Source organism: Methanothermobacter sp. K4, from assembly GCF_022014235.1.
Lineage (GTDB): Archaea > Methanobacteriota > Methanobacteria > Methanobacteriales > Methanothermobacteraceae > Methanothermobacter.
The window spans coordinates 184279-209933 of sequence record NZ_JAKLTD010000002.1; the positions used below are offsets into that span (position 1 = coordinate 184279).

A 25655-nucleotide genomic window follows, 5' to 3' on the forward strand; every position below is an offset into this window, starting at 1 on the left:
CACCTCTTTTCTTTTAGTTGCTGACTCCGGTCTCCAGCTATTCCCCTTGACTCCAAATATTCCCTTATTCTAATGTAATCACTGCAGTGGTTCAATATCTACCAAAAAATTCCCTTATTCTAATGTAATCACTGTAGTGGTTTACATTCACCAGTTCAATGGGATCCGATGCCTCAACACCGTACAGCCTGATGCCATCATCCACCATCAGATGGAGCAGAGGATTTATGTTTCCATCACCCCGGGGGAGGTATCTTTTAAGGAGATCTGAGCTAGCTGCAAGGGGCATGCCTAGGCCCTCAGCGCTCTCAAGCCATCCGCTCCTCCCCCTTGCAAGTACCGAAACCGTCTCAGGGTCAGCTTGTTCAGTGATCCTCCCCATGGTCTCAGGGGATACCGCCGGCTGGTCCCCGGCAACGCAGAGTATGACTTCACCTGAAGCAGAAAGAACACCATTGAGGAGTGATGCCGAGAGTGGAACATCAGGTGGATCGTTCCTCACAATCTCCACATCCAGACCTGATATCGCCTCCTCAACCTCCCCTGCATGGTGGCCTGTTACGACGATGCACTCATCCACACCCGCCCTGAGGACTGAATCCACTGTTTTCTCTATTACAGTAACTGAGTTGAGGGGGAGGAGGAGTTTATGGACAGGCTCAAGGCCGAGTTTCAGCATGTCCCTACACATTCGGCTGCCACGCCCTGCCGCTGTAATAACCGCTGAGATCAACTCCACCACCCTATGCCGGTTCAAGCCTGTAGATCCTGGCGTATATTGTTGTACCCGCACCTGACCCTGTCGTCCACATCTCAATGAGTACCGGTACCTCCCTGTGTTCCTGACCTTTATTCCGGTTGCCGGGTTGAAGCCGAACAGGACCGCACGGAACTCCCAGGTCATGCCCCTGGGGAGTGGCATCCCTGCATCAGTGACAACGGCCCTGAGGGCCCTTGCAGGTGGGCATGAGCCGTGGGACGCGTATCCGCCGGGGGCCTCCGGGTCCCTTGATGCCGTGAACCTGACTGTCTCCTTACCTGAACCCTCACTTCCCGGTGGAATCACTGTGCCATTCCATGCCGCGGCGAATGCCCTCGCATTGAAGGCCCTCTTGTTATCATCGTACTGGGGGTATGAGCCCAGGTAGCTCACTGCAGTTGATACCAGAACCCTCCTGTAGCCTCCAGTGTACACCATGACAGGCGCCCCTGAGGGGTAGTTCTCCATGTACTCAATAACCTCCCCCCCAAAGAGCTCCTCTATCCTGCCGGGTGGAACAGGGAGTCTGCCGTCGCTGAAGTTGGATAGCTGGTAGTCCAGGACTATCTCGTCGCCATCATCGGCCCTTCTGAACCACCTTTTTATCCTGTTAACGGATTTGTACCTGTGGGGGACTGTGCTGTTACTTATACTATCTGCAGGGACGAATCTGACCTTCCTCCCGTTCTCAATGATATCTATACCCTTCTCTCTCTTGACACCATAGGTGTAGGGTGTCTTGTAGGCCCAGAGGAAGACCGGTGGCTCCTGGACCACCAGTTTATCCCCTGAAATCCTCAGTACTCCAGGACCATCGACAGTGGATCTTCCTGATGGGTCTATCCCTGAGGTCATCCTGGATATCGGGACGTGCACTGCCCCTGTGAGGAGCGCCTGGAGGAGGTTCCCGGGGTCCATGTAGTTGAATTCATCAAGGATGTAGTCTGGGTGCAGTATCAGGGGGACGCTCCTCACCCGGGACTCATCGATGACATCCTGACCCTTCAGTACCGTGCTTCCAGGCTCAAGGGCGGCTATCTCGCCAGGGTGCTGGGGTTCAGCACTTCCCTCGATGTATGCGTCTGATGCTGTTATGATGGCTGCAACAATAAGCAGTGCAATGATGTGCTTACCTGATATGATCCTCTGCATATCTGAATCCCCCCTCACCAATTATGAGTATGGTGTCATATGGTTCTGCAATTTCAAGGGCCCTGCTGACAGCCTCCTCAACCTGCTCGCGGCTCGCCCCAAGGGTCCCTGCCCCTGCCCTGGTCCTGCTGGATTCTGTATGGACCACCCTCTTACCCAGGATACCTGAGGCTCTCCTTGCAGCATAGGATGCCGGTATAACGGTGTCGGCGTCCCTCAGGAGCGATGCGATTTCCAGATCACCATCCATTCCACTCTCAGAGGCCACGGTATTTACGACTATAAGCCTTCCATCGGTCCCCTTAAGTTCCTGCATCACAGCCCTCACACCGGCCGGGTTGTGGGCGTAGTCAAGTATAACCCGTGGTGAGTCCAACAGTTTCTGGAACCTTCCCCTCACACCACTGAATGACTCAATACCCTTCACTATATTATCAATATCCACGCCAAGGGACCATGCAGCGGCAGCTGCTGCCAGTGCATTGTAAACATTGAAGATCCCTGGGGCCTTAAGTTTAACATCCCTCATCTCGGGGCCTATTACCAGTTTGAAGCCAGTGCCTGATGCCTCCAGTGCCATAACCTCTGGCTGGGGTCTCCGGTAGCCACAGACACACTGGTAGTCCCCCAGGTGCCCCATGGTTCTGCGTGTATATTTGAGGGTGCTGCCACATTTGGGGCATTCCCTGCCCTCAGGCATGACCGGCGCCGACTCTATACCCTGGATACCATAGAGAACCACTCTCTCCTCCCTCAGTTCCTCTGCGAATGATGCTACGATGGGGTCATCGGCGTTCAGTACCATGACCTCAGCTGTATCAATGATCTCCCTCTTGCATTCAATGTAATCAGAGAACCGCCTGCCACCTGATAGGTGGTCCCTTGATATGTTGGTTATGACACCCACTGAGACCCCTGAGAGGAGGGCTGATTGCCTTATCTCACCCCTCCTCCCGAATGTCCCTATCTCAACAACCGCCACGTCCCCCGGGAGTCTTGCCTGGAGGGCCGGTACCAGTTCCGTGTTGCCCTGTATGCTGAGGTGGTGCTCTGGCACAGTCTTTCCGGCAGCCCTCATTATGGATTTGAGGATACCTGTGGTTGTGGTCTTTCCATTGGTCCCTGTAACCCCCACCACAGGTTTTTCAACAGGGCACATGTTCAGGACGTCCTCAACGCCTATCACATCAGCGTCAAGTTCCCTGATCAGATCAAGAACCTTCCTGTTATTTTCGAGGGCTGGTGTGATGGCTATGGTGCCTGCGCGCTTGAGGAACTCCATGCTGTGACCCCCAAGGTCAAGTTCTATTCCCTCCTCCCTGAAGACATCCTCAAGGGGTGTACTCTCCTTCAGATCCGAGACGATCACCCGGTAACCCCTTGCCCGGAGGTTCCTTGCCATGAGGCTTCCCACATTCCCGCAGCCTCCAAGGACAACTGTGAAGTCCCTCATTGACTCTATGGCCCTCTCAATATCATTCCTCACGTTATCATATGCGTTGACAACCCCCGGGCCCAGGTGGAGTACCGTGTCCCCCTTTTCTGCGATTTCAAGGGCCCTCCTTATGCTATCATATACGCTCCCGGTCTTTATGGTTTTATCCCTGCCGGCACCCCCTTCAACCTCAGAGGCTGCTTCCATGTCAATCTTACCTGTTGTCTCATTCTTGGCGCTTACAATCAATATATCGGCTTTCTCACCAAGTATCTGACCTATCCTGTACTTGTCCCTCACTGTGAGGGTGTCGGGGTTGTCAAGGCTTATTATCAGCCTCCCCTTAAATTCAATGCCCTCAAAGAGTTTCTCCATACTCTCAGGGTTGTGGGCTGCGTCCATGTAAACCGGGACACCATCAACCTCATCTATGAACTCAAATCTACCCTTTATACCCCTGAATTCCTCTATTGCATTTTTGATATCCTTAATGTCAAATCCAAGTACCAGTGCAACGGTTATGGCTGCAAGGGCGTTCTCCACGTTGAAGAGGCCCGGTACCCTGAGTTTTATCCTCTCGGTGAGGGGCCCGGCATGGACCAGCCCTTCATGTTCCTCACAGTTTAAAGATCCGCAGGTGCTGCAGAGGGCCGTTGGTATCTCTGAGACCTTCAGGGTGAACTCTGATCCCTCAAGGCCCATGAGGTCTATATCTGATGCGCTGACCTGGGGTTCAGCTGAGCCGGTGAAGGTTCTATCCATGAACTCAACTTTCCTTTCGTTCCCCAGACCATACACTACACTTTTAACCTCAAGGTCATCCAGGAGCCCCGCGATAACAGGGTCGTCTCCACAGAGTACCAGAACACCTCCCGGGGCTATGAGGTTCTTTATTGAGAAGTTCCTCTCAATGTATTCGTCGTAGTCCCTGAACTCATCCATGTGGTCGGGTGTGAGGTTTGTCACGACACCAGCCACTATTTCAAGGCCGTCGGCCATCCTTATGGTCCCGTGTGGGAGTTCAAACACGGCAATGTCCCTGTTTTTCACATCACCGTTCACCACAAGTTCTACCAGACCCTCAATGACCAGTGAGTCCTGGATTGATGAGAATGACACTGTCCTGTGGCTTGAGGAAAGTATGTGGTCTATCATGTTGGTGGTTGTTGTCTTCCCGTCTGTACCTGCAACTCCAACCATGGGGATGCCTATGAGCTGGTTGAGGATCCTCCCTATGTCTGAGGTTGTTATGTGGACCAGATCCTTCTCCACCCTCCCCAGCATCTCACGTACAGGTGCATCGTGGGGGATGTTGGGTGATACGAAGACGGCGTCGGCCCAGAGCATGTCCTCAATCCTGTGACCCCCAAACCTGAATCTCACACCCTCCTTTTTCATCTCAGCTATTCTCCTCCTGGCCTTGGGGGGCAGTTCATCCAGTTCCCTGAGGTCATTTACAAGCACACTGTTTCCAAGGTGTCTCAGCAATCTTGCGGCGGGTCTGCCAGCGTTTCCATCTCCAAGCACAAGCACGTTCATGTTCCTGATCAATTTATGCACCCGTAGATCTGTTTTATAAGTGAAAGGTATGCATTGTCATAAGTAATAAGTTTATGATCAACCGGGAGTTCCCGGATGGTAAAGAAATATGCAGTCCATTTATTATTATTGGTTATTCCTATATACCAGTTACGCAGGTGATGGGCTTCATTCACAGGAGGATAGTTTCTCGAGTTCTTCCTGGACCCTGATTATCTTATCCTGGCCGTTTCCACCCACAAAGACTCTCCTGTATTTCCTGGAAAACTCAAGGACCATGCGGGGGATTTCCTCAGTGTCATCAACTGTTATGACCTCTGAGTGGATTTCAAGGCCCTTAAGGTATTCCAGTACCATGTCAACCGTGTCCTCAAGGCCAGGGAATATCACAAGGACCCTGGGGGGTGACTCTGCAACCTCATCCAGGATATGGAGGCGCCACCTCTCTGACCTCCTGGGTGTCCCCATGAACATAACATCGAATTCTGATTCAGAGAGTACCGCCCTCATGGCATGGGGATTGTCGGTTTTACCTGCAACGACAGATGCTCCGTTGATGATGAACGACCTTATACGGCCCTTTACAGGCTCAAAACTGGCAAGAGCCTCCTTTATGATATCCTCCGGAACCCCAAGATACCTGAGGGCCTCTGATGCCGCCCCTGCGTTCAGTCTGTTGAATCCGCCCTCAACCCTCAGGGGCCCTGTGTACTCGCTGTAGGTCCTGAGAACCCGGGGGGCCTCCATGAGTTCCCCATCTGACTCGCTGGGGTCGATCACGGCGTTCCTCCCCTTAAGGAATTCTGCCACCGCCCTCCTGTAATTCTCAATGGATCCATGGAAGTCCATGTGGTCCTCTCCAAGGTTTGTGAGGACCACGAGGTCAATGTCGAAGCACTCTGATGCAAATTCCAGGGTCATGTCGCAGACCTCCACCACAAGGTAATCGAATTCCTCCTCAGATGCCCTTAAAAAGAGTTCTGTGTAGCCCCCAAATCCCCCTCCAGCGTTTCCACCAAGAAGCACCCTTTCACCTGCACATTCAAGTACATGTGCTATCATTGTGGCGGTTGTGGTCTTTCCATTGGTCCCTGTGACCACGATGGTTGTGGGTTTTCTGTGGCCCTCAAGGACCCTGCAGAGGAGTTTATCCCTGAACCGCTCCATGAGTTCGGTTTTTATCATTGATGGGCTGATTACAACTGCATCTGCAGCCTCTATCTTCCCTGTATCATAAAAGCCCAGGTCAAGGTCAACCCCCTCAGGCTTTGAAGGAATTTCACGTCTTATGTCACTTGCATATACACTGTGACCCCTTCTCTTTAGTGACTCAACTGCCCTTAAACCCTCAGCTCCAAGTCCCAGCACCGCAACCCTCATTGGTTCACCGATTAACTGTTAATCTTCTCCTGAATCATCATCAGAAACCCCATATTCCTCCTTGAGCTGGGCTATTATATCCTCGTTCTTTGACACCTCGGGTCTGAGAGGTTTTTCCTCCTCCTCCCTTGACCTTTTGCGTTTACCGATGAATACGATCAGCAGGATGACCCCTGCAACTGCAAGGGTCACGGCAACCGCAGTTAATATAACCTCCATGCTCACAGGTGGAGTTTCAGTAGCTGCCCCGGGTCCCATTGCCACACCTCAGTTTTATATAAATAATCATACAATATATATCTTACATGATAATGAAGGATCCAGGTGGACAGGGGGGTGCAGAGTACATACTTCTTTTTGCAGCCATCATAATAATCGCAGTTGCAGCCCTCTACATATACAGCTCCTACTTTAAGGTCTCAGGTAATGAGACAGTTGACGTGAAGCTCACAATAACCAATATCGGTCCATCAAAGAGTGTCTTCATCTATGAGGCCAATAACACCACCGGTGGCGGCAGCCGGCACATCGTATCAGGGGACCCTGGAAACTACTTCTTCCTCCTCCAGCCAGGGTCAAGCAGGACCTTCAACCTTGGCCGGATGAGTGCCGGCACCAGCTTCACGGTTGAGGGTGGTGTTGGTGACCCCCGGAGAGGTGCGGATGACCTCAAGGGTATCGGGCAGCGGGGAAGGTGGACACTGAACATAGGAAACCAGACCTACTCCTGGACCATCAGCGGCCCCTTTGATTACACCAGAAACCCCACTGGAAGTGTCCTCATGTCATTCTCCATAGCTGGAGGTGGCGGCTCCCCCTTCAGGTTCACCGCAGACCAGGCCCGGGTGCGGGGTAACGTATCAGGGTAGGTGAGATTTATGGGAAGATATGAGAAGGCAACCTTTGGTGCCGGATGCTTCTGGGGAGTTGAGGATGCATTCAGGAGAGTCAGGGGTGTCGTATCCACCCGTGTGGGTTACATGGGTGGCCACGTGGAGAACCCCACCTATGAGGATGTCTGCACCGGTCTTACAGGGCACGCTGAGGTTGTTGAGGTCACCTTTGACCCTGCCCTTGTGAGCTACAGGGAACTCCTTGATGTCTTCTGGAGCATCCATGACCCCACAAGCCTCAACAGGCAGGGGCCGGATGTGGGTGAGCAGTACCGTTCAGTGATATTCTACCATGACGATGGGCAGAGGAGGCTGGCGCTGGAGTCAAGGAGGAAGCTTGAGGAGTCTGGAAGGTTCAGTGGGAGGATCGTTACAGCCATTGAACCTGCAGGTACCTTCTATGAGGCCGAGGAGTACCACCAGCAGTACCTTGAGAAGAACCGCGAGGGGAGATGCTACCTCAGGAGACTCCTCTGAGGGTGCCGCCCTGAAGGAGAAGGTGAAAATAGAAAATGGGGTGATGTTCATGAAGGAGGTCATGGATGATGTTGCACTGGTCCTCTGCGGTGAGGCAGGGCAGGGGATACAGACAGTTGAGGCACTCCTTATAAGGGCCTTCAGGGCCACCGGCTACCATATATTCTCCTCCAAGGAGTACATGTCCCGTGTGCGTGGTGGTGAAAATTCGACGCTGATAAGGGTTTCATCAGCGCCTGTGAGGGCCTTTGTGGACCGTATCGATGTCCTCTTTGCCCTGAGCCCGGGGGCGGTGGACCACCTGAGGGAGAGAATCAACGGGACACTGATTATTGCAGATGAGAGCTTCGGTGAGGATGATGCCGTGGGCCTGCCCATACTTGAGGAGGCTGAGAAGCTGGGGGGACGTATATTCGCCAATGTTGTGGCTGCAGGTGCCGCAGCCCGTCTCTTCAGGGTCGGAGAGGATGTCTTCGATAATGCCGTGAGGTCACTCTTTGAGCGCAAGGGACCTGAGATCCTCAATTCAGACCTCAGGGCTGGTAGGAAGGGTTATGAACTGGGCGAAAAACTCAGGGAACATCTGAGGGTCTCTGTTGAGCCTGACCCATCTGTCAGGGGTCATGTAATCCTTAACGGCACTGAGGCCGTGGGTTTAGGGTGCATAGCAGGGGGTTGCAGGTTCATGTCATCCTACCCCATGACCCCCTCAAGTCCCCTCCAGATATTCATTGCAGAGAATGCCGATGAATTTGACATGGTATTCGAGCAGGCCGAGGATGAGATTGCAGCCATAAACATGTGCCTTGGAGCATCATATGCAGGTGCCCGGTCACTTGTTGCAACCTCGGGGAGTGGTTTTGCCCTTATGGAGGAGGCCGTTGGCCTTGCAGGGATGATAGAGACGCCTGTTGTGATATACATTGGTCAAAGGCCGGGGCCTGCGGTTGGGCTTCCCACGAGAACTGCCCAGGAGGACCTGAACCTGGCCCTCTACTCGGGACCAGGGGAGTTTGCAAGGGCCATATTCGCCCCGGGAAAGCTGGAGGATGCTCCTGAGATAACGGCACATGCATTCAACCTTGCAGACAGGTACCAGGTACCCGTCTTCATACTATCAGACCAGTACCTGGCGGACCTCTACTACAACCTCCCTGAACCTGAAATCGGTGTGGAGGAGGAGTATCATATTAGCGGGACTGATGCCGGGTACAGGAGGTTCAGGTTCACAGAGGATGGTATCTCACCCCGCGGGGTTCCGGGTTACGGTGAGGGACTTGTGCGTGTTGATTCAGATGAACATGACGAGGACGGCTTCATAACAGAGGACCTCAATATAAGAAGCAGGATGGTTGAGAAGCGGAACCTGCGCCTTGAAATGCTCAGGGATGATGCACTGGCACCTGAGGTGTGGGGCGACGACTCCAGTGCAGTGATATGCTGGGGTTCCACCTACTGGCCTGTGAGGGAGGCCATCGGGTCATCTGATGCCGAGGTCACCATGGTGCACTTCAGTCAGGTCTATCCCCTGGCACCTGATACCCGTGAGCTTCTGGAGTCATTTGAGGTGACAGCCACCATTGAGAACAACTACAGGGGACAGTTCGCTGATCTGCTTAAACTTGAGGCCGGCTTTGAGGTTGACCATCGACTCAACAAGTACAATGGTATGCCCTTCAGTGTTGAGGAGATAAGGAAATTCATAGGGGAGGTTTTTGCATGAAACCCGAGGACTATGACCTTGAGGCAGACGTGGCATGGTGCCCTGGTTGCGGTAACTTTTCGATTCTCCGGGCCCTCAAGATGGCCCTTGCAGACCTTGATATACCCCCTGAGAGGCTTGTGCTTGTCTCTGGTATAGGTCAGGCAGGGAAGCTCCCCCAGTACCTGAAATGTAACTACTTCAACGGCCTTCATGGGAGGTCCCTCCCGGCTGCTGTGGCTATAAAGGCTGTGAACCCGGAGCTCACCGTTATTGATGTGAGCGGTGATGGCTGCATGTACGGTGAGGGAGGCAACCACTTCATGCACACCATAAGGAGGAACCCTGATATAACAAATATCGTCCATAATAACATGGTCTATGGTCTCACAAAGGGGCAGGCGTCCCCCACCAGTCAGCCAGGCTTCAGGACCCCTGTGCAGGTTCATGGTGTCTTTGAGGAGCCCTTCAATCCCCTTGCAGTGGCCATTGCCCTTGGGGCCACCTTTGTTGCCCGGGCCTTTGCAGGGGACATTGAGAGGACCAGGGACATACTTGTTGAGGCCATCAGCCATCATGGCTATGCCCTGGTGGATATCTTCCAGCCCTGTGTGACCTTCAACCGTGTCAACACGTTCCAGTGGTTCCGTGAGAACACCTACTACAGTGACCATGACACGTCAGACAGGATGGTTGCCTTTGAGAAGTCCCTTGAGGGTTACGGTTCAGGGAAGTTTCCCCTGGGTGTGATCTATCATGCTGAAGGTGATGGGACCTTTGAGGAGAACCTCAGTATATACCGTGGGGATGCAACTCCCCTCTGGAGGAGGAGGCATGACCCTGCTAAACTGAAGGCCCTCATTGAATCAAAGAGGATGCTTTAGTATGCATTTTAATTGACCATGCTTTTAATTATTACACCGGAGAATCTGATATGGAAGTCAGGCTTTACATAACAGAGGGTGACATTGAGGACCACCATGTCTTCAGGGAGAAACTAGGTCTTTCGGGTCTCAGGTGGAGGCAGACTGACCTCGAGGATGCAGATGCTGTGATAATCCTTGCTGGCCTCTGGGGAACCATGAAGGAAAAAATAATGGATGATGTGAAGAGGGCTGTGAAACTCTCCAAGCCCATAATAACCGTGAGGCCCTATGGCCTTGAGAATGTGCCGGTGGAACTTGAAGAAGTGAGTTCTGAGATTGTTGGATGGAATCCCCACTGCATAGGGGAGGCCATTGAGGATGCAGTTAATCCCGAGGATACGAATCAAGGATGAATGATTGATGCCGTGAATTCAAAGGATAAAAAAATCAAGTTATGGAATCATGATACGGTGAATCCATAGAATAAGAATCAAAGCTGAATGAAAAAATAAAGGGGGTTGGCCTCTCTAGGCCGATGATTTAACCACAAACATGCCGGGTTTCCTTGATGTGGGGTGGTATATCCTGTTGTAGCCACTGTAGTCATAGTCAACCCAGCATCCACCGCTGTACACCTGCACTGTGCGGTGTCTTGGTGACATGCTAGTGGCGTACTGTATTATACGCACCTTCTTCCCGGCTGATGTGAGTTTTTTATATAAGTATTCACTCATAGCCCAGCAGTCCCCTATGTCTGGATCATAGCGGTATGTGCTGGTGCTGTAGGCTGCCCGTACCCTCTTCTTCTTGTAGTACTTATATTTCTTGTAGTACCTTTTCTTCACACTGGTACGGTATGTAGCCCTGACCTTTTTCCTGTAGGTCTTTTTATATTTCTTGTACTTCTTGTACTTGTATGCGGCGTCAACCTTCACAGGTTCCGCCTTTATGGTCTGTGTTTTTGACACTATTTTTGCGTTTTCTGTTCCAGTATTTGTTGCCTCACTGATGGGCACTGAACCCACAGTGAACATCAGTGCAAAGAGCACTGTGACTGCTTTGAATCGCGTAATTCTATCGCCTCCATGTCCAATACTAACCCTTCAGGTCGCTTAGGACACTGAGTCAATGGTTACATCATCATACTATATAAATGTTTCCATAAAATAAAAGCTCTGAGAGCTCCTTTAATCAAAAAAAGCCACCAGAATCCTTTTCTAATATTCAGATATTCTCTGAGAATCCATCCCATTTTATTTGAAGATAGGGGCCATCATGGAATCCCATTCGGAGTTTAGGGGCAGAGGGGCTCCCCGATAGAATGGAGATTCAGAAGATAAATCCTGTATAAATGGCCACTTAAAGAGCTTATTTCTGTTAAAGGAAGAACTAGAATGCTCAATAAATTAAAAGCAACATTAAAATGAAAATTTGAATTTAAAATGATTTTAAAGACTTATATGAAGCTGAAGAACTCTTTAAAGTGTCAAAAATTGAAATAAAATTATCTATGGGTCCTTAAAAATTTAGCCGGCCCTCTGGATGATGGATACTCCATCGGACTTTTCAACCCTGTATATGTGGTCTGCAAGGTTTTCAAGTTCCTCCTCATGGGATACCAGGATTATCTGTCTGGCCTCAAGTTCATCGAAGATGTCCCTGAGCTTGTAGAGCTGCTCCTTGCTGAACCCATCGGTTGGCTCATCCAGTATGAGTATATCTGACCTCACATCTGTGAGGTTCTGGACCACCATGTTGAGGGCGAGTCGGTATGCGAGTGCTATGCTGGTCCTCTCACCACCACTGAGGTACTCAAGGTTCTGTTCGTAGCCGTCCTGCTCCACGATGGGTGTGAAGTCCTCGTCAATCCGCACCGATTTATCCGGGTCATCCACCAGGACCCTGAACCATTTCTGGAACCTCTCATTGAACTCATGGTTTATCTGTGCCATCACATGGGTCTCAATGTCAGCGAGTGCAGGGATGAAGTATGATTCAAGCCAGGTCACATGGTCCTTGAGTTCACCTGCACGTTTTCTGAGTTTCTTCTTTTCATCAATTTCAGCCTCAAGGTTCCTGATCTGTTTCTCCTTTTCCTCGATTTTCCCCCCAACTGATCCCAACCTCTGTTTTTTCTCATCCCTGAAGGTTTCAAGTTCACGGAGTTTTTCACCGATACCCTGTATACTGGCCTCCACCTTCTCCCTGTTTCTGAGTGCCTCCTCATTTTTCTTTATCTCCGCTTCCTTTTCTTTGATGGTTTCATCGTTTTCATTAATCCTCTGGAGGTTCTCCATGTATTCAGTGCTGGTCTCAGGGTTGAGTTCAGGGATTCTTTCCTCAAGGCCCTCTATTTTTGAATTTACCCTTGAGAGCCTATCAGAGCATTTCCTCTCCCTTTCACGAAGGTCTCTGAGATCACCATCAATTTTTCTGAAACTGGATTCCACACCCTTCAGATCACTGATTACCATTTCATTTTCTTTTATATCCGATTCAATGTCTCTGATTCTCTTCCCATTATCCCCAAGGTTCTTCTGCTTTTCCCCATATTCAGCCATCTTACTCTTAAGGTTCTCCCTAAGTTTGCTGAGTTCCTCCCGGGACCTCCTGTATTCCCTTATACGTTCAAAGAGTTTATTTTTATTTCCTATCTCAGCGTTAAGCTCCTTTATTCTGGATTCAACTGACCTTTTCCTCTCAAGGCCATCGCTGAGTTTATCGTTTATGTAGTCAGGGTCAACCTCCTGGTCACATGTCGGGCAGACACTCCTCTCTCTGATGGACCTGTAGTCATCTATCTTCCCGGAGATGGCACCCAGCTCCTGCTGGAGCTTCGATACCTCACCCTCAAGTTTTTTTATCTCAGATTTCACTTCATCCTCGCTGTAACCTGGATCCTGGAGGGACTCCAGCTCCCCTATCTCTGATTTGAGGCTGTCAATCTCGACACGCAGCGCATCAATTTCACGTTCCATACTACCTCTGATATTTGAAAGGGTCTCAAGTTGATTCCTGAGACCTTCAAGTTTGGTGGAAGCATCTCTGAACCTTTCATAGTCCTCTCTGAGGGATTCTCTTTCATTATCCATCTCCTCAATATCCTTTCTGAGTGAATCGAATTCCTCCTGAAGTTCATCCCTCATCTTCCGGCACTTCTGAAGTTCATCCAGGGATTTCTGATAATCCATCTCTATATCCCTGTTTCTCCTCCTGAGCCTCTCTGAGGATAAACTTAAAGTTTCGATTTCATTCTGAAGAGATCCTATCTTCTCCTCGGCAGCTTTGATCCTGTTTTCCTCCTTTTTGAGTTCCTCAAGTTCCAGTCTGAGTTTGCTGATCTCCGACTCGATTACTTTGAGTTCAGCATCAAGCTCCTTCCTTGTGGATTCCAGTTCCCCCTTTTCACTGATAAGATTCCCCAGTTCCATTTTTTTATCCTCAAGGTCGTAGGATCTATCCTCGAGGCTCTGTGCGGATCTTCTGATTTTTTTTGAGAGTAGCTTTGCATTATCCGCTGCTCTGCTGTACTTTTCAAGGTCAAAGGCCTTCCTGAGCCTTTCAAGCCGGTCGCTGCTCCGGGTCTCTATTATGCTCTTCATCTGCTCCTGTGGGGTGAATACCGCGTAACGGTATATCCTGCTCCTGGCCCTTGGATTCAGGGGTTCCCTGTAACCCAGGATGCTGAGTACCTCGGCCTTCAGTTCCTTTGCAGAGAGTTTCCTTCTCCCTGTGGGTGTTCTGATGTAGAGTTCCCCCTGCTGCACCCCTGAGGCGGCCCTTTTAAGTTCCCGGTAGATGGTGTACTCTGCACCGTCAACAGTGAAGGTGAGTTTGACTGAACCCGAATTTGCTGTGGCCCTCAGAAGGCTGTCACCCCTCTGGTCACCCAGCCCGAAGAGCGCGAATTCTATTGCAAGTAGAAGTGTCGTCTTACCTGAACCTATATCACCCTCAAAGAGGGTCACCCCATCATCAAACTCGACAGTTCCTGATTCATAGCTCCTTATGTTCCTGATTTCAAGTGAATTGATAATCAAAGAGCATCACCACAAGCATATCAGTTATCTGGATTCACCCGGAGCAGGTCAACACCATCATCTCTCCTGAGGTTATCGGTTATCATCATCCAGATTAACCCCCATCACGGCCTCTGCTTCCTCAATGACCCTCCTCTCATATTCTTCCTTCTTCTCACCGGGGGCCATCTCATTTTCAAGTTTCCTGAGGAGGTCAACCGCCAATGAGTCGCCCCTCTTCATGAGACTTTTGTTTCTGATGTCAAGTCCTGCGAGTTTCTCCCTGAAGATCCTCCTCTCAAGTGCGGGGATGTCGCTCTCAGCGACCCTCACCTTCTGTATCTCACGGGTGCTGAGGCCGTGTCTGTTGATCTGGACAACACGAGCGCCCCTGGATTCAAGTTCCCTTCTTATCCATGCCGAGTCTATGTCCGAGGTCCTCCCTGAACTGAGCTCACCCCTGATCTTGAACATCACAACCTTTCCCTTAACATCGTGTTCCCCCATTTCCCTACCTATGAGGAGGGCTGTGTCCCGGGAATTCTTACCTGTCACATCACATTCCATGTACTCAAAGTCAGCAGGCCTTATAACCCTGAACTCTGGGGTTTTCGCCTTTTCACTGAATTCAACAAGGTAGTACCCCCTATCCTCTCCCCTGGCGTTCTCCTCAAGGTCCCCTGCATATGAACCGAAGAGTGCCCCGGGGTATACTATGGGGCCGTAGCCCTCCTCCATGTAGCAGCCCTTCCTGTGGACGTGGCCCCCTGCATAGTACTCAAGGCCACGTGGGAAGAGGTTGAGGTCCACTGATTCCATATCTGCAAGATCAACCGGTTTGAACTGGGTTATGGCGCTGTGGAAGAGGAATATCCTGAAGCCATCCTCGGCCTCAAGGGCCTCCCTGTCAAGGCTCCTGAAGTAGTCGACCTCCAGTGCCCTTGACCTCCCTGACAGTCCAGTGATCTTTGCCCCGGTCTTCTCATCCACCGTGAACTCCAGTCCCAGCTTCTTCCCGGGGATGGGTCGCACAACCTTCTCTATGACCCCCGCGGTTTCCAGGATGTCTATCATGGAGGTGTTTGATGGGCTGTAGTCGTGGCTGCCATAGTTGACGTAGATTGGGACCCCCTCATCCCTGACCCTTCTGAGTTCCAGGGTCGCCCTCTTGACGGTCTCCATGTTTGGGATGTTGGAGTGGAAGAGGTCCCCCGCTATTATCATGAAGTCAACCTCATTCTCCAGGGCATCATCCAGGGCCATCCTGAAGGCCTGGAATTCCAGTTCCCTGAGCTCCGGCTGTTTCTGGGCCCCCAGGTGGCAGTCTGACAGGTGCGCGAATCTGTACATCAGGTTCACCTCATCCTATGAATTCGATGTCCTCATCATCATGATCCGTGGATTCAGTGAAATCCTCAAAGAGGGGTATCTTCACGGGTACCGCGAACTTTGTGAATATGCTGCTAACTATGGCCTCACCCTTATCCAGGCTTGCTATTGCCCTGTTGTCATCTGAGAGGTCCTGGGATGCGCTTCCTATTATCTCAGCCCTCTCCTGGGCCATCTCATTCCCCAGGATTATCTTGGTGTTCATGTTTGCAAGGACTGTCCTGGGGATGAGGCTTACGAGCTGGGTTATGGCGACGAGGCCTATGTTGAATTTACGTCCCTCCCTTGCGATGGTGCTGTAGATGTTGTTTCCCTGCCTCTCAATGACCTCCTTTCCAAGGACACGGGGGGCCTCCTCTATCACTATCCCTATGACGGGTTTTCTCCTGAGCTCCCCGGTGGACTTGTACTTCTGGTACCTCCTGAAGATCTCACCGGATATCACGCTCCCAACGAGGAGTTCCGCCTCACCCATGAGCCGGGATGTGTCCACCACAACTATCTTTCCATCTTCGAGGTGTCCTGCTATGTCCTTTATGGTTGACTCGCCACCCACATCCCTGAATACTCCTCCACGGGACTTTATCTCGCCTGTGTCCTCATCCAGGTAGACGCCGAGTATCACATCAAAGACCCTTCGAAGGACGCTCAGTGTCCTGGGATCCACGTTTTTAACGCCGTCACCGGAAACGATTTTGATGATCCATTCTTCTCCATACATACTGTGGTACTTTGCAATTGCCTGCTCCTGTGGATCTGAAAAGGGAACTATACCTTCAAAGTGTTCAGGTCTCAGGGACTTCAGGTTTATTGCGAGGGTGTTTCCGCCGACCGGTGCATCCGGGGAGTAGTATACCACGTTACCTGATGGGTGCTTTCCGAGCCCCGCCTCGTTCCTGCCATAGTACTCGTCGTGGGGGTCCAGCACCAGCATGCCCACACGGTCCATATCTGCCAGGCTCCAGAGCATGACCTTCACCAGGTTACTCTTACCCCTACCAGTTGTTGCAGGTATGAGAATGTGGTGGGTTATGGCGTCCAGTGCGTCGATGTAGACCGGAGTCTCAAGGACCTTTGAACCGCTCCTCACATTCCCCAGGAATACAGGGTTGCGGGGCTTTTCAAGGAAGGCCAGGTCCCCATCCCTTATCCTCCGGACCTCCCTGAAGAAGCCCGGCAGGCGTTTGGGTAGCATTGGCTCCCCATCCCTCACATGGAGTATGGGGCGGGCCTCTGCGATGATGTAGTTACGTAGTTCCGGTTCAAGGAACTCCACGTCCCCCCTGTAACCCTCAAGGTTGAAACCTGATGCAAGTTCCCTCATCCCCTGGGGTATCTGGGACCTGTATTTGAGGTCCTTGACCTGGAGTATCGTGTAGCCTTCCCCCTCAGCGACAAGGAGGTCACCGAGTTCCACTGGTTCATCCGATTTCTGCCTTATGAGTACCGCGGCTGTTTCGCCGCCTATTATCTGCCCTGCGATTTCCATCAATCCTCACCTGCATAACTGTTAAGTGTATCGTGGTAGTCGAGACTTTCTGTCTCATATTTTATGCCCCTAAGGACTTTACCATCCCTGATCTGTGATAGGACTCTTCTCCTGTAGATTTCAACTTCATCCCCTGAGACACGGGCCCTCATGTCCACGTCCACCAGCCCGTAGGGGTAGCCCGGGAAGCATGCGTCCCTAGCGTTCAGTGAGAGGGTGGATGCCACGTCCAGTGTCTCATCCCCATCATACTCCCCCAGTATGTCCATGCGGAATATCCTCCCTGCAGGGTTCAGTTTAACCGCCGTGAGGGTGGTGGGCCTGTCTGTCCTGATGGCTATGGGATGGTAGCACCATGCCCCCTTAAGGCCCCGCTCTGATGCGAGCCTTCCGATGGCTGAGAGGAGTGAAATTGAAGTGGTTGTGTAGAGGGTGCAGGTCTTTGAGAGCCCCGTCACATGGATCTCACCTGCCCTATCCCCGAGCTTGTTGATGTAGCTGTTTTCCTTCTCGAATGACGCCTGTAGTGAACCGTCCCTAACCAGTACATCCCCTGCATCAAGTTCATCAAGGGCAGCCAGTGCCATGCTCCACTCTGCAAACCGCCTGGGAAGGCCCTTGAGGGTTGACTCCTCAACGGTATCCGTGTCTTCAAGTTCAAGGTGCATGTCATCCTCATCCGGGAGGAATTCCAGGTACTCCTCCCTGATGGGGTGTATCTGGAATATGCACATCTCCTCCTCCGGGTTCATGGTCATGACAGAGAAGAACTCAATTCTCGATGGCATCTCTGGCTGGACCCTCTGGCCTCCCCTGAAGAGACCCAGGGCAACCCTGTTGAGCTGGACCGAGATGCCTGGTCCCTCCAGTATGGGGCTGTTTCCGCCGTCTATGAAGGCCACTAGCCGCTTATCTCCCCCCTCGATGGGTGTGAAGTTAGTGGTGCTGAATTCATGCACCCTGTATTTCGCTGACCTGAAGTAGGGTCTTCCAATCCCCGACCTCACTCTATTCTCAAGGGTCTGTGCAATCCTGTCAAAAATGTCCAACAAAAAATCCCCCATGTAAATGTTTAATATTGAATAAGAAATAAATGTTATAAATAGCTTGTGGTTTTTAATTGAATGGTTCCGTCATCTGAGCGGTCCGGGGATATCCCAGGCCTTACCTACTCCTCCGGTTCAACTATGACCGCTGTGCCGTAGGCCAGGATCTCCTGCATTATGTCAGAGATGGAGTCTGAGTCGAACCGGACACTTATAACCGCATTGGCCCCGAGTTCACGGGCATGGTCAAGCATCCTCTCAAGGGCCTCCTGCCTTGAGTGCTCCATCATGGTGACGTACTCCTTGATCTCACCACCCACAATGGACCTTAAGCCTGCGCCTATCTGACCCCCGAGTCCCCTGCTCCTCACTGTCAGCCCATAAACAAATCCAAGTGTTTCAACAGCCCTGTATCCCGGGACGTAGTTGCTTGTAACGTATACCACGTCACCATGCTTTTCAACTGCAGGCGCTTCTCTTCGCTCCTCAAGCCTCGTACCACACTCGTCACAGAAGTTTGAGTCAGCTCCATACTCCTTCCCACAGTTTGGACAGAATTTCTCTGCTGATGACTCTTTTGGGGAAGCTGAAACAGCGCCACCTCTCCTCTCAGCCAGTCTCCTCTTCATCTCCTCACTTGTAACCATAATAACACCATAATTATTTTTATTGCAGATGTATAATAAGGTTACCATGAAATCCGCCATCCATGATTCAGGGGCCGGTGGGATCAGGGAGATGCTCAGGGCACGCATCCCCCCATCGATTCTACCATACATTCCCCTCGTCATCATAGCACTGCTTTTAATCATCAAACCATACTATCTCTTCCCCACGCATGGTGATCTGGACTTCCACCTCGTTAGGGCAAGGGAAATAATGATTGACCCATTCCAGGGCCTCATCTGGGACTACCTGGTCTACCATCCCATGGGGAGGCCCCTGGGTCATCCGCCGCTGCTTCATGTTATACTGGCAGGTTTCTGGACACTGGGTGGTGTCAGGTTTGCCCACTCCATCATGTGCATGCTGCAGATACTCCTCACAGTGTTTACAGCATCCTTTGTGGCCTCCAGGTGGTACGGTGAGAGGGCCGGGCTCATAGCAGGTGCCCTGGTACTCGCATCTCCCCGTCCAGACACCCTTTCAGTTATAATGCCGGCAGCCTACATACCGGTCCTTCTGGTACTCACAGTTTACCTCCTGTCAGAGAACCGGCTCTCTGCAGCGGTTACAGGGACCCTTGCACTCTGGACCCACTTCATAGCACTCATAACAGTCGTCCCCGCGGTGCTGGCAGATGGTGTGAGGAGGAACCTCAGGGTGCTCCTCCTGCTCCTCCCATCCTTCATATTATGGGGGGCATACTTCCTCACATCTCGGGGGGCCCCATCTGAGCCCGTGAATGGTGGCTACTTCAGTATCGGCTGGCTTGTGTTCCTCATACTTCTATACTTCGGGGTCCCTGGGATCTACCTTGTGAAGGGGCGGAGGGAGTTCAGGCCCCTGGTGGCCTACATTCTCATAGTACTCCTTGCTGAGGTCATCTTTGATGATCTATCGAGGGGGCTGCAGTACGTGGCACTCCCCCTGGCGGTTGTGGGGGGATACACCGGCTCACGGTTACTTGAGAACCCCTCAGGGGCTGTGAGGCTGGTTACCGGGATTCTCATAGTCTCATCTGCAGCGGTCTTCACTGAGCAGCTCCTGCTCACAGATATAGGCTGGTCAGATATTGATATACCCTTTGAAAACCGCTACTACCCCCTTAAGGAGTACCTGGATACACATACGGGTCCCCATGATGTGGTATGGGCCTCAAGTTCAGTTGCCGATAAGGTCGCCTGGATGACAGGTAGGAGGGTCTCCAATGGACACTACGGTCCCCCCCCAGGATTCAGGGAGACCCTTCACGAGGTGAATATCTATGATGAGAATGGAATGTTTGTTGTGAGGGACCTGAAAAACAGAACCGTGGCTGTTATAAATCCACTCTAAATCATGATAAATGGAAAAGAGGACCCTGAATGCTAGTAGATAAACCTTAAATCCATGATAAGGAGGGATCGGTGGATTTTCCCTATCCACCAGGATATCTACCTTCGTATAATCTTCAACTCGATTCCGAGCTGTTCAAAGGTTTCAAGGATCCTGTCATACTTCTCCTCTTTCATCTCCCCATCACTGGCCACTATCCTTATCTCTGCCACCGCATCCAGGTTGCTGAAGTCCTCGCTGAGGGTCCTCTTGATCTTGATGATATCGAACATGTTGTCGAGGGGGGCTCTGAACTCCAGTTCAATTCCCCTGATAGGTCCATCTCCATTTTCTTCCATGGGTTGCAGTTTCTCATCCGGTGCGAACTCTGGCACCTCCCTGCCATCGACCCTGAACTTACCTGCCCTCACACCCTCAGCTATTGTCTCTCTGAGTTTCTCCTCAACCCTTTCAGGTTCACATCCCTTCTCCCTATACTTCTCTGTATACTCCTCAAGTATTTCACGTGTTGCCCTTTCCTCCTGGGCCAGTTTTTCAAGTTCACTGACATCCACTTCTATGGTATCCGGGGGGCACTTCTCGCAGAGCTCTGGATTCACTATTATCTCAGGTGACTTCAGGGATACAGTGCAGTCCTCATTGAGATGTGTGCAGTTGGGTTCGCCGTCAAGGACTCCGAGACCAAACAGTCCCCTTCTCACACCCAGCCTTATTGCGGCCCCGAGTACCTCAGGGGAGGTTATCCTCATGGCACCTGGTGTGGTGTAGAGGCTCTTCAGTATCCTCTCGGTCTCAATGTAGTCACCCTCAAGGTACCTCCTCTCGATTATCACTGGCTCCATGGATTCGAGGAGCTTGTCCTCCTCCATGAGCTTGCTCTTTATCTCATAGTCCACCTTGATGTCTGCACCGTAGCTTGCCATTCCCAGGTCCAGCCTCTCGAGTCCTGCCCGTGATGGTACAAGGACTATCCTGTAGAGGTTCCTTATCTTCTCCCTGTCCTCCGCTGAGAGTGCCTTTATCCTCTCCCTGACCTCCCTCTTCTGTTCATCTGTGAGGGATAGCTGCCTGTCTGACTCCACTGCCATCCATGCGAGTTTCGTCTTTATATGGTCAACAAGCTGGTGCCTGTGGGCATCGTCCTCCACCAGGAATATCATGGTATTCCTGTAGACCCTTGGATTTCCACCCTTGGCCTCCAGGAAGCTGCTGCATTCTGTGGAGTCCACGGGTATCACGAGTTTGAGTTTCATGTCATCCGGGACGTCGGATGTTGATGAAGGCCAGATGTAGACGCTGAATATCTTCTTCCCTGTTATCTCACCCAGGAGTCTCCTCTCCTCCTCAGTGACATCCTCGTCCTTTATGTTCTCCTTCTTCCTGAGTACTATGGAGTTAAGGTTGGCCTCCCCTGAGAAGTAGTAGAGGTCCACCTGCCTGTGTATGTAGAAGAGCCTCTCGATCATGCTGTTGAGGGCCTCGTCTATGATGGACATGGGTATCTCGGGTTCAAGGCAGGCCATCTTTATATCCCTTATGGTTGCCCCGTTCCTTGTTCCACCACCTGAGAACGAGTACAGGAAGATTGACGTGGCTATCCTTGTCCCTATCCTGTAGGGCTCGTAGCCCTTGAGTTTATGGTCGATGATCCTTGCGCCGGCATCAGGGGATGTTATATCTGAGGCTATGATGCTCTGGAAGTTGCTGCCTGTGAACCTGAGGAACTCCCTTTTGAGGTTACCTGAATCGAGTGGGAAATCAGATAACCTTATGACAGGTATGTTCAATGATCTGAGCTGGTTCACGACCATTGCCAGGAGTCTGAGCACCCCCCTCGTCCTCTGGAACTCGGGGAATGAACCCCAGCGCTCATAGAGGACGTCTATGACCTCAGGCTGGAATGGGTAGCTCTTCCTGAATACCTCACGGTACTCTGCTGCATCAATGCCCTCAGGGAGTATCCCCTCAGATTCTGCCTTTTCAATGAAGGTTTCTATCACCTCAGCTGCCGCTGATTCATCTATCCTCCTAAACAGCCTCGTCCTTATGACAGAGTAGATCTCATCATCCTCCACCGGTGTGAAGATCTTCTCGGTCCTCCCCAGGATCTTTGTGAGCTGATGAAACATCCTCTCTGCTGATTCATCGTAGTGTTCAAGGGAACTTGATGGTAGCGTCACCACCAGTGCAACCCTTTCAAGGGATGATGCCGCCTGGCTGAGCTCCTGCATGAATGCCAGTAACTGGGCGGCCAGTGTGGACTCGCCCACGGTGACCCCGCTGGCCTTCACGGTGTACTCCAGGAGTTCATCGATGAGTATGAGGACAGGCTGGTTCTCATCCAGGAGCCTCTTTATCTTATCCATGCCCGGGGAGGTCATCCCTGAAAGTTCCCTCACCTCTCCACGGAGCTGCCTCTCCATTTCAGCCCAGAGTGTGGTTTCACTTGCGTCCAGGGCGTCGCCTGCCAGTACAACCGTCCTGGCCCCCATCTCCGCTGCCCTGTGGTAGAGGGATATGAGGGTGTGGGTTTTACCCCCACCGAAGGGTGTCTGGAGCTGTATCACCGGGTCGCCGCCTCTGCCCTCGAGTCTGTCACCAACGATATCCATTATGTTCCTGAGTCCACGGGTCATGTAGGTTTTCCTGAAGAAGACCTCAGGGTCCCTGTACTCGGCTGGAGCATCCCCCATGTGGACGCTCCAGAGGTTGGCTGCGAACACATCCAGGGGAAGTTTTTCCCTCATTATATCCTCATGGGGTTCAGCAATTCTCACAAATGGTTTCATCTCAACCTCCTCCTTAATTTGATTTATACCTGGTTTTTCTTCTTTGAGGGTTTTTATTGTGTTTTAATAGTCCCTGAGTGTTTTCTGTCTGGTTTTTTCTTTGAGATTTTTTATCATGGTGTCCCTGTTCACTGTGAGTCCTTCGAGCCACTGTTTTTCCTTGCAGTCTGGTAGGAATTCTATTATGGCCTGGGCGACACGGTAGAATCTTTCATCGGTACCGTAGCCGGTATCAAGGAGCAGTTCCTGGAGTTCCTCCCTCCTGCCCTCACTCCATAATCTGGCTGCCAGGTGGAGTCCGTCTATGAGTTCTGTGGTGTCATGGTCCTCTTCCCTCTTGTCGGGGCCCAGGACGGTGACCTTACCCCTCTGTATCCTTATGAAGCCTGCCCTGGTGTTCTGGAGGTCTATGCCGAGGCTGCCGGCGAGTTTCCTCGCCTCATCGAATTCCACGGTGGAGTTTCCGAAGTTCCACCGGTAGAATAGGTAGAACCTTGTGAGGGCTGAGAGGCCCTCTGCGAACCCATTATCCAGGATCCTCCTTATGGCGAAGTCAGCTGCAACCGCACGTATATCATCCAGTAACCTGGACCCCCGGATCACCTCACCATTGTACTTGAGGATCTCACTGTACTTGCCTATAACCTCCAGGCCGGCCCCTATAGCTGCTATGAAAAAGTCCGGGCCACTTATGCCCTCACCCCACAGGTAATCCAGCTTCTCACCCAGAACCTCCTTCAGCTCACCCAGAACCTCCTCATAATAACCGGTGCTCTTCTCAAAATCAGGCTTACGAGCCACGATGTAAATTGAAGAGGCAAGAGCCGCAGATCCCTGAGCACGCATACGCGCCCTCATCTCAGTGAATATGGGCCACGACGCGGTCACCATCAGACCAGAATCCAGGAGGGAGTTTATAACGGTCTCCCAGCCATGTGTGGTCTTATGGGCATAGACGATATTGGCTATGCCGCCGGGTCTGAGGACGCGGTGTATCTCCCTGAAGGAGTTCCTGAGCATGGACTCGAACTCCTCCCGGGCCTCATCCATACTCTTATTATTGGTGTAGGCAACCATCTCACCCCTCTTAGGGGTGAGGGGTGTCATGAAGAGGTCAGGGTAAAGATCACCCAGCGCCCTCTTCAACCATACATAGAAGAAATCTGAAAGATACGAATAGGGGACATTATCATAATATGGGGGATCAGTGAAAACCGCGTCGAAATAATTATCATCAAAGGGAAGAGAAACCGCAGAACCCTGAACAACATTAGAAATGGGGTTGGAACTTCTTGAAAAAAATCTTGAAATTTTTTCTAATGTATTTATAGTATATGAAAACTGTTTTACCCAGCCTTGAACGCCTTTTATAACATTAGTTTCGGCATAATCCCAAACCATTGGCAAAGCTTGTCTGCCAAATGTGTGTTCTTGTTTTTCAGCTATGTTATTCCATATAGAGAGAGAACCATTTCTATCAGCCATCCTGTCCAGTCCTAATCCAAGGTAGCTCACCACTGCCTTTGCGTAGTCTTCCGGGTATCCTTCCCCCAGCATCTTCTGATGGGCCTGGCGGATTTTCTCGGTGAAGGTGATGAGGGCAAGTTTCTGCCGGGCATTGAAAAGATCACCCCATGTGTCAAGACCATAATTTCTAACAGAAAATGCTCTTTCAGCCCCACTACCCTTCCCTAGGGGTGTTGGCTCATCAGGGACCGGGTCTATTCCCCACTCCTCCATGAGTTCACTTCTTTTCTTTTCCAGGTATTCCCTGGCTTCCAGGTAGGCCTGCAGGTCCTTTTCAGTTGCAAGGCGATAGGTTTTACCCCTCCGCTTGGGATGTGTGAGTGCCACGGCGATGAGCCTCTCACCCGCCTTACCCTCCTGGAAGAGGCGCCTCGTGTCATTGGCGGGTATGGTTGAACCGCAGACCGGACATTCTACGATGGCCCTTGAAATGGTCCCCTTAGACGGGTCAAAGTCAGGGTCCTCCATGATCTCAAATTCAACCCCACCACCTGATACCACAGGTTTAAGGGCTATTCTCCTGTTCTTCTTCCTGGCAAGCCAGTACTGTCTCATAAGGGGTATCTCTGCCTCACAGTCAGGATTCTGGCATGGTAGTGTCCTGGCCCAGATATAGGCCGCGGGGATTGAACCATCATCATCCTCCGGGTAGAAACGTGAAAGCTCCTCTTCAGCCTCCCTGAGGACCCATTCCCCCCACCTCTTAACATCCCTCAGAAGCCTGGGTTCAGCATCAGCCCATGACTCATCAGCTCCATACCTCTGGGGGTACTCAAGGGTGCACTTCTGTATCAGGACAGCCACCGGATTAAGGTCCATACTGTAGGTCTCACACCCCAGACGGAGGGCCTCAAGGGGTATGCTGCCACCACCCCCAAAGGGGTCCAGTACACGGGGTGGCCGGCCATGATAATCCCTTATATCCCTTCGGGCCCTCTCAATCATCCCCTGATTCAAGCTGTTCTCCCATTCACTCAACTCCTCAATGAACCCCTTAACCCGGACCTCCTCCAGGTCATCCGTCGCTGAGGGGATCAGACTGGCGTAGATGGTGGCCCGGCTGCTCGCAAGGGGTCGCCTGGCCCACCAGATATGAAGGGTGGAAATATGACCATGCCTTATATTCTTCTCACGTGCAGAGTTCTCACTCACCCTGGCAACAGGGAAGGTCCTCTCGATAAATCTCTCATCCAT

The 25655-nt window shown here is 51.6% G+C and carries 18 protein-coding genes and 1 pseudogene; 6 read left to right on the forward strand and 13 right to left on the reverse strand.

All coding sequences use genetic code 11. The features are described from left to right. Positions 1-91: 91 nt before the first annotated feature. The 4 genes from L5462_RS04670 to L5462_RS04685 all read right to left on the reverse strand — a co-directional run bounded on the left by L5462_RS04670 (position 92) and on the right by L5462_RS04685 (position 6524). The gene (locus L5462_RS04670; protein WP_237779656.1) at positions 92-1912 is read right to left on the reverse strand and encodes an NTP transferase domain-containing protein; all 1821 of its coding nucleotides are present in this window, start codon (positions 1910-1912) and stop codon (positions 92-94) included. Next, positions 1890-4886: a Mur ligase family protein gene (locus tag L5462_RS04675; protein ID WP_237779657.1), complete on the reverse strand. Its 2997-nt coding sequence runs from the start codon at positions 4884-4886 to the stop codon at positions 1890-1892. Before L5462_RS04675 ends, L5462_RS04670 begins: the two co-directional genes overlap by 23 nt. A 168-nt stretch (positions 4887-5054) precedes the next feature. Then, on the reverse strand, positions 5055-6266 hold the full coding sequence (locus tag L5462_RS04680) for a Mur ligase family protein (RefSeq protein WP_237779658.1): 1212 nt from the start codon (positions 6264-6266) through the stop codon (positions 5055-5057). Positions 6267-6284: 18 nt separating this feature from the next. Further along, the gene (locus L5462_RS04685; protein WP_237779659.1) at positions 6285-6524 is read right to left on the reverse strand and encodes a hypothetical protein; all 240 of its coding nucleotides are present in this window, start codon (positions 6522-6524) and stop codon (positions 6285-6287) included. A gap of 47 nt (positions 6525-6571) precedes the next feature. Between L5462_RS04685 and L5462_RS09300 the strand changes: the two genes are divergently transcribed. From L5462_RS09300 to L5462_RS04710, 5 genes are read left to right on the forward strand one after another with little or no spacing between them, the layout of a single operon-like run. After that, positions 6572-7135 carry a class III signal peptide-containing protein gene (locus L5462_RS09300; RefSeq protein WP_370637012.1) on the forward strand — a complete coding sequence of 188 codons (564 nt, stop codon included), beginning with the start codon at positions 6572-6574 and terminating at the stop codon, positions 7133-7135. Positions 7136-7144: 9 nt separating this feature from the next. Further along, positions 7145-7636, forward strand: coding sequence for a peptide-methionine (S)-S-oxide reductase MsrA (msrA, locus tag L5462_RS04695; protein WP_237779660.1), 492 nt, complete (start codon positions 7145-7147; stop codon positions 7634-7636). A gap of 49 nt (positions 7637-7685) precedes the next feature. Next, entirely contained in the window at positions 7686-9359 is a 1674-nt protein-coding gene (locus L5462_RS04700) for a 2-oxoacid:acceptor oxidoreductase subunit alpha (protein WP_237780019.1), read from the forward strand. Then, complete coding sequence (locus L5462_RS04705; RefSeq protein ID WP_237779661.1) at positions 9356-10222, forward strand: thiamine pyrophosphate-dependent enzyme; 867 nt, start codon at positions 9356-9358, stop codon at positions 10220-10222. The genes L5462_RS04700 and L5462_RS04705 overlap by 4 nt, the downstream gene beginning before the upstream one ends. Positions 10223-10272: 50 nt before the next feature. Next, positions 10273-10617 carry a hypothetical protein gene (locus L5462_RS04710; protein ID WP_237779662.1) on the forward strand — a complete coding sequence of 115 codons (345 nt, stop codon included), beginning with the start codon at positions 10273-10275 and terminating at the stop codon, positions 10615-10617. Between the two features lie 114 nt (positions 10618-10731). Here the strand turns inward: L5462_RS04710 and L5462_RS04715 are convergent, their stop codons facing one another. The 7 genes and pseudogenes from L5462_RS04715 to L5462_RS09305 form a co-directional block, all read right to left on the reverse strand. Then, positions 10732-11220, reverse strand: coding sequence for a hypothetical protein (locus L5462_RS04715; RefSeq protein WP_237779663.1), 489 nt, complete (start codon positions 11218-11220; stop codon positions 10732-10734). 510 nt (positions 11221-11730) lie between these two features. Beyond that, a complete protein-coding gene (locus tag L5462_RS04720; RefSeq protein WP_237779664.1) occupies positions 11731-14244 on the reverse strand; it encodes an AAA family ATPase in 2514 nt (837 codons plus the stop codon). 72 nt (positions 14245-14316) lie between these two features. Continuing rightward, positions 14317-15573, reverse strand: coding sequence for a DNA repair exonuclease (locus tag L5462_RS04725; RefSeq protein WP_237779665.1), 1257 nt, complete (start codon positions 15571-15573; stop codon positions 14317-14319). A 10-nt stretch (positions 15574-15583) separates the two neighbouring features. After that, positions 15584-17101, reverse strand: coding sequence for an ATP-binding protein (locus L5462_RS04730; RefSeq protein ID WP_237779666.1), 1518 nt, complete (start codon positions 17099-17101; stop codon positions 15584-15586). Beyond that, on the reverse strand, positions 17101-18150 hold the full coding sequence (locus tag L5462_RS04735; RefSeq protein WP_237779667.1) for a DNA double-strand break repair nuclease NurA: 1050 nt from the start codon (positions 18148-18150) through the stop codon (positions 17101-17103). Before L5462_RS04735 ends, L5462_RS04730 begins: the two co-directional genes overlap by 1 nt. Before the next feature lie 119 nt (positions 18151-18269). Further along, on the reverse strand, positions 18270-18593 hold the full coding sequence (locus L5462_RS04740; protein WP_237780020.1) for a heavy metal-binding domain-containing protein: 324 nt from the start codon (positions 18591-18593) through the stop codon (positions 18270-18272). 48 nt (positions 18594-18641) lie between these two features. Next, positions 18642-18941: pseudogene (locus tag L5462_RS09305) on the reverse strand (zinc ribbon domain-containing protein); the annotation flags it as partial. Between L5462_RS09305 and L5462_RS04750 the strand changes: the two are divergent. Next, on the forward strand, positions 18823-20145 hold the full coding sequence (locus L5462_RS04750; protein ID WP_237779668.1) for a hypothetical protein: 1323 nt from the start codon (positions 18823-18825) through the stop codon (positions 20143-20145). The pseudogene L5462_RS09305 and the gene L5462_RS04750 sit on opposite strands and share 119 nt — an antisense overlap. A gap of 98 nt (positions 20146-20243) precedes the next feature. Here the strand turns inward: L5462_RS04750 and L5462_RS04755 are convergent, their stop codons facing one another. Further along, a complete protein-coding gene (locus L5462_RS04755) occupies positions 20244-22934 on the reverse strand; it encodes an ATP-binding protein (RefSeq protein ID WP_237779669.1) in 2691 nt (896 codons plus the stop codon). A 63-nt stretch (positions 22935-22997) separates the two neighbouring features. Next, the gene (locus tag L5462_RS04760; RefSeq protein ID WP_237779670.1) at positions 22998-25655 is read right to left on the reverse strand and encodes a DUF1156 domain-containing protein; all 2658 of its coding nucleotides are present in this window, start codon (positions 25653-25655) and stop codon (positions 22998-23000) included.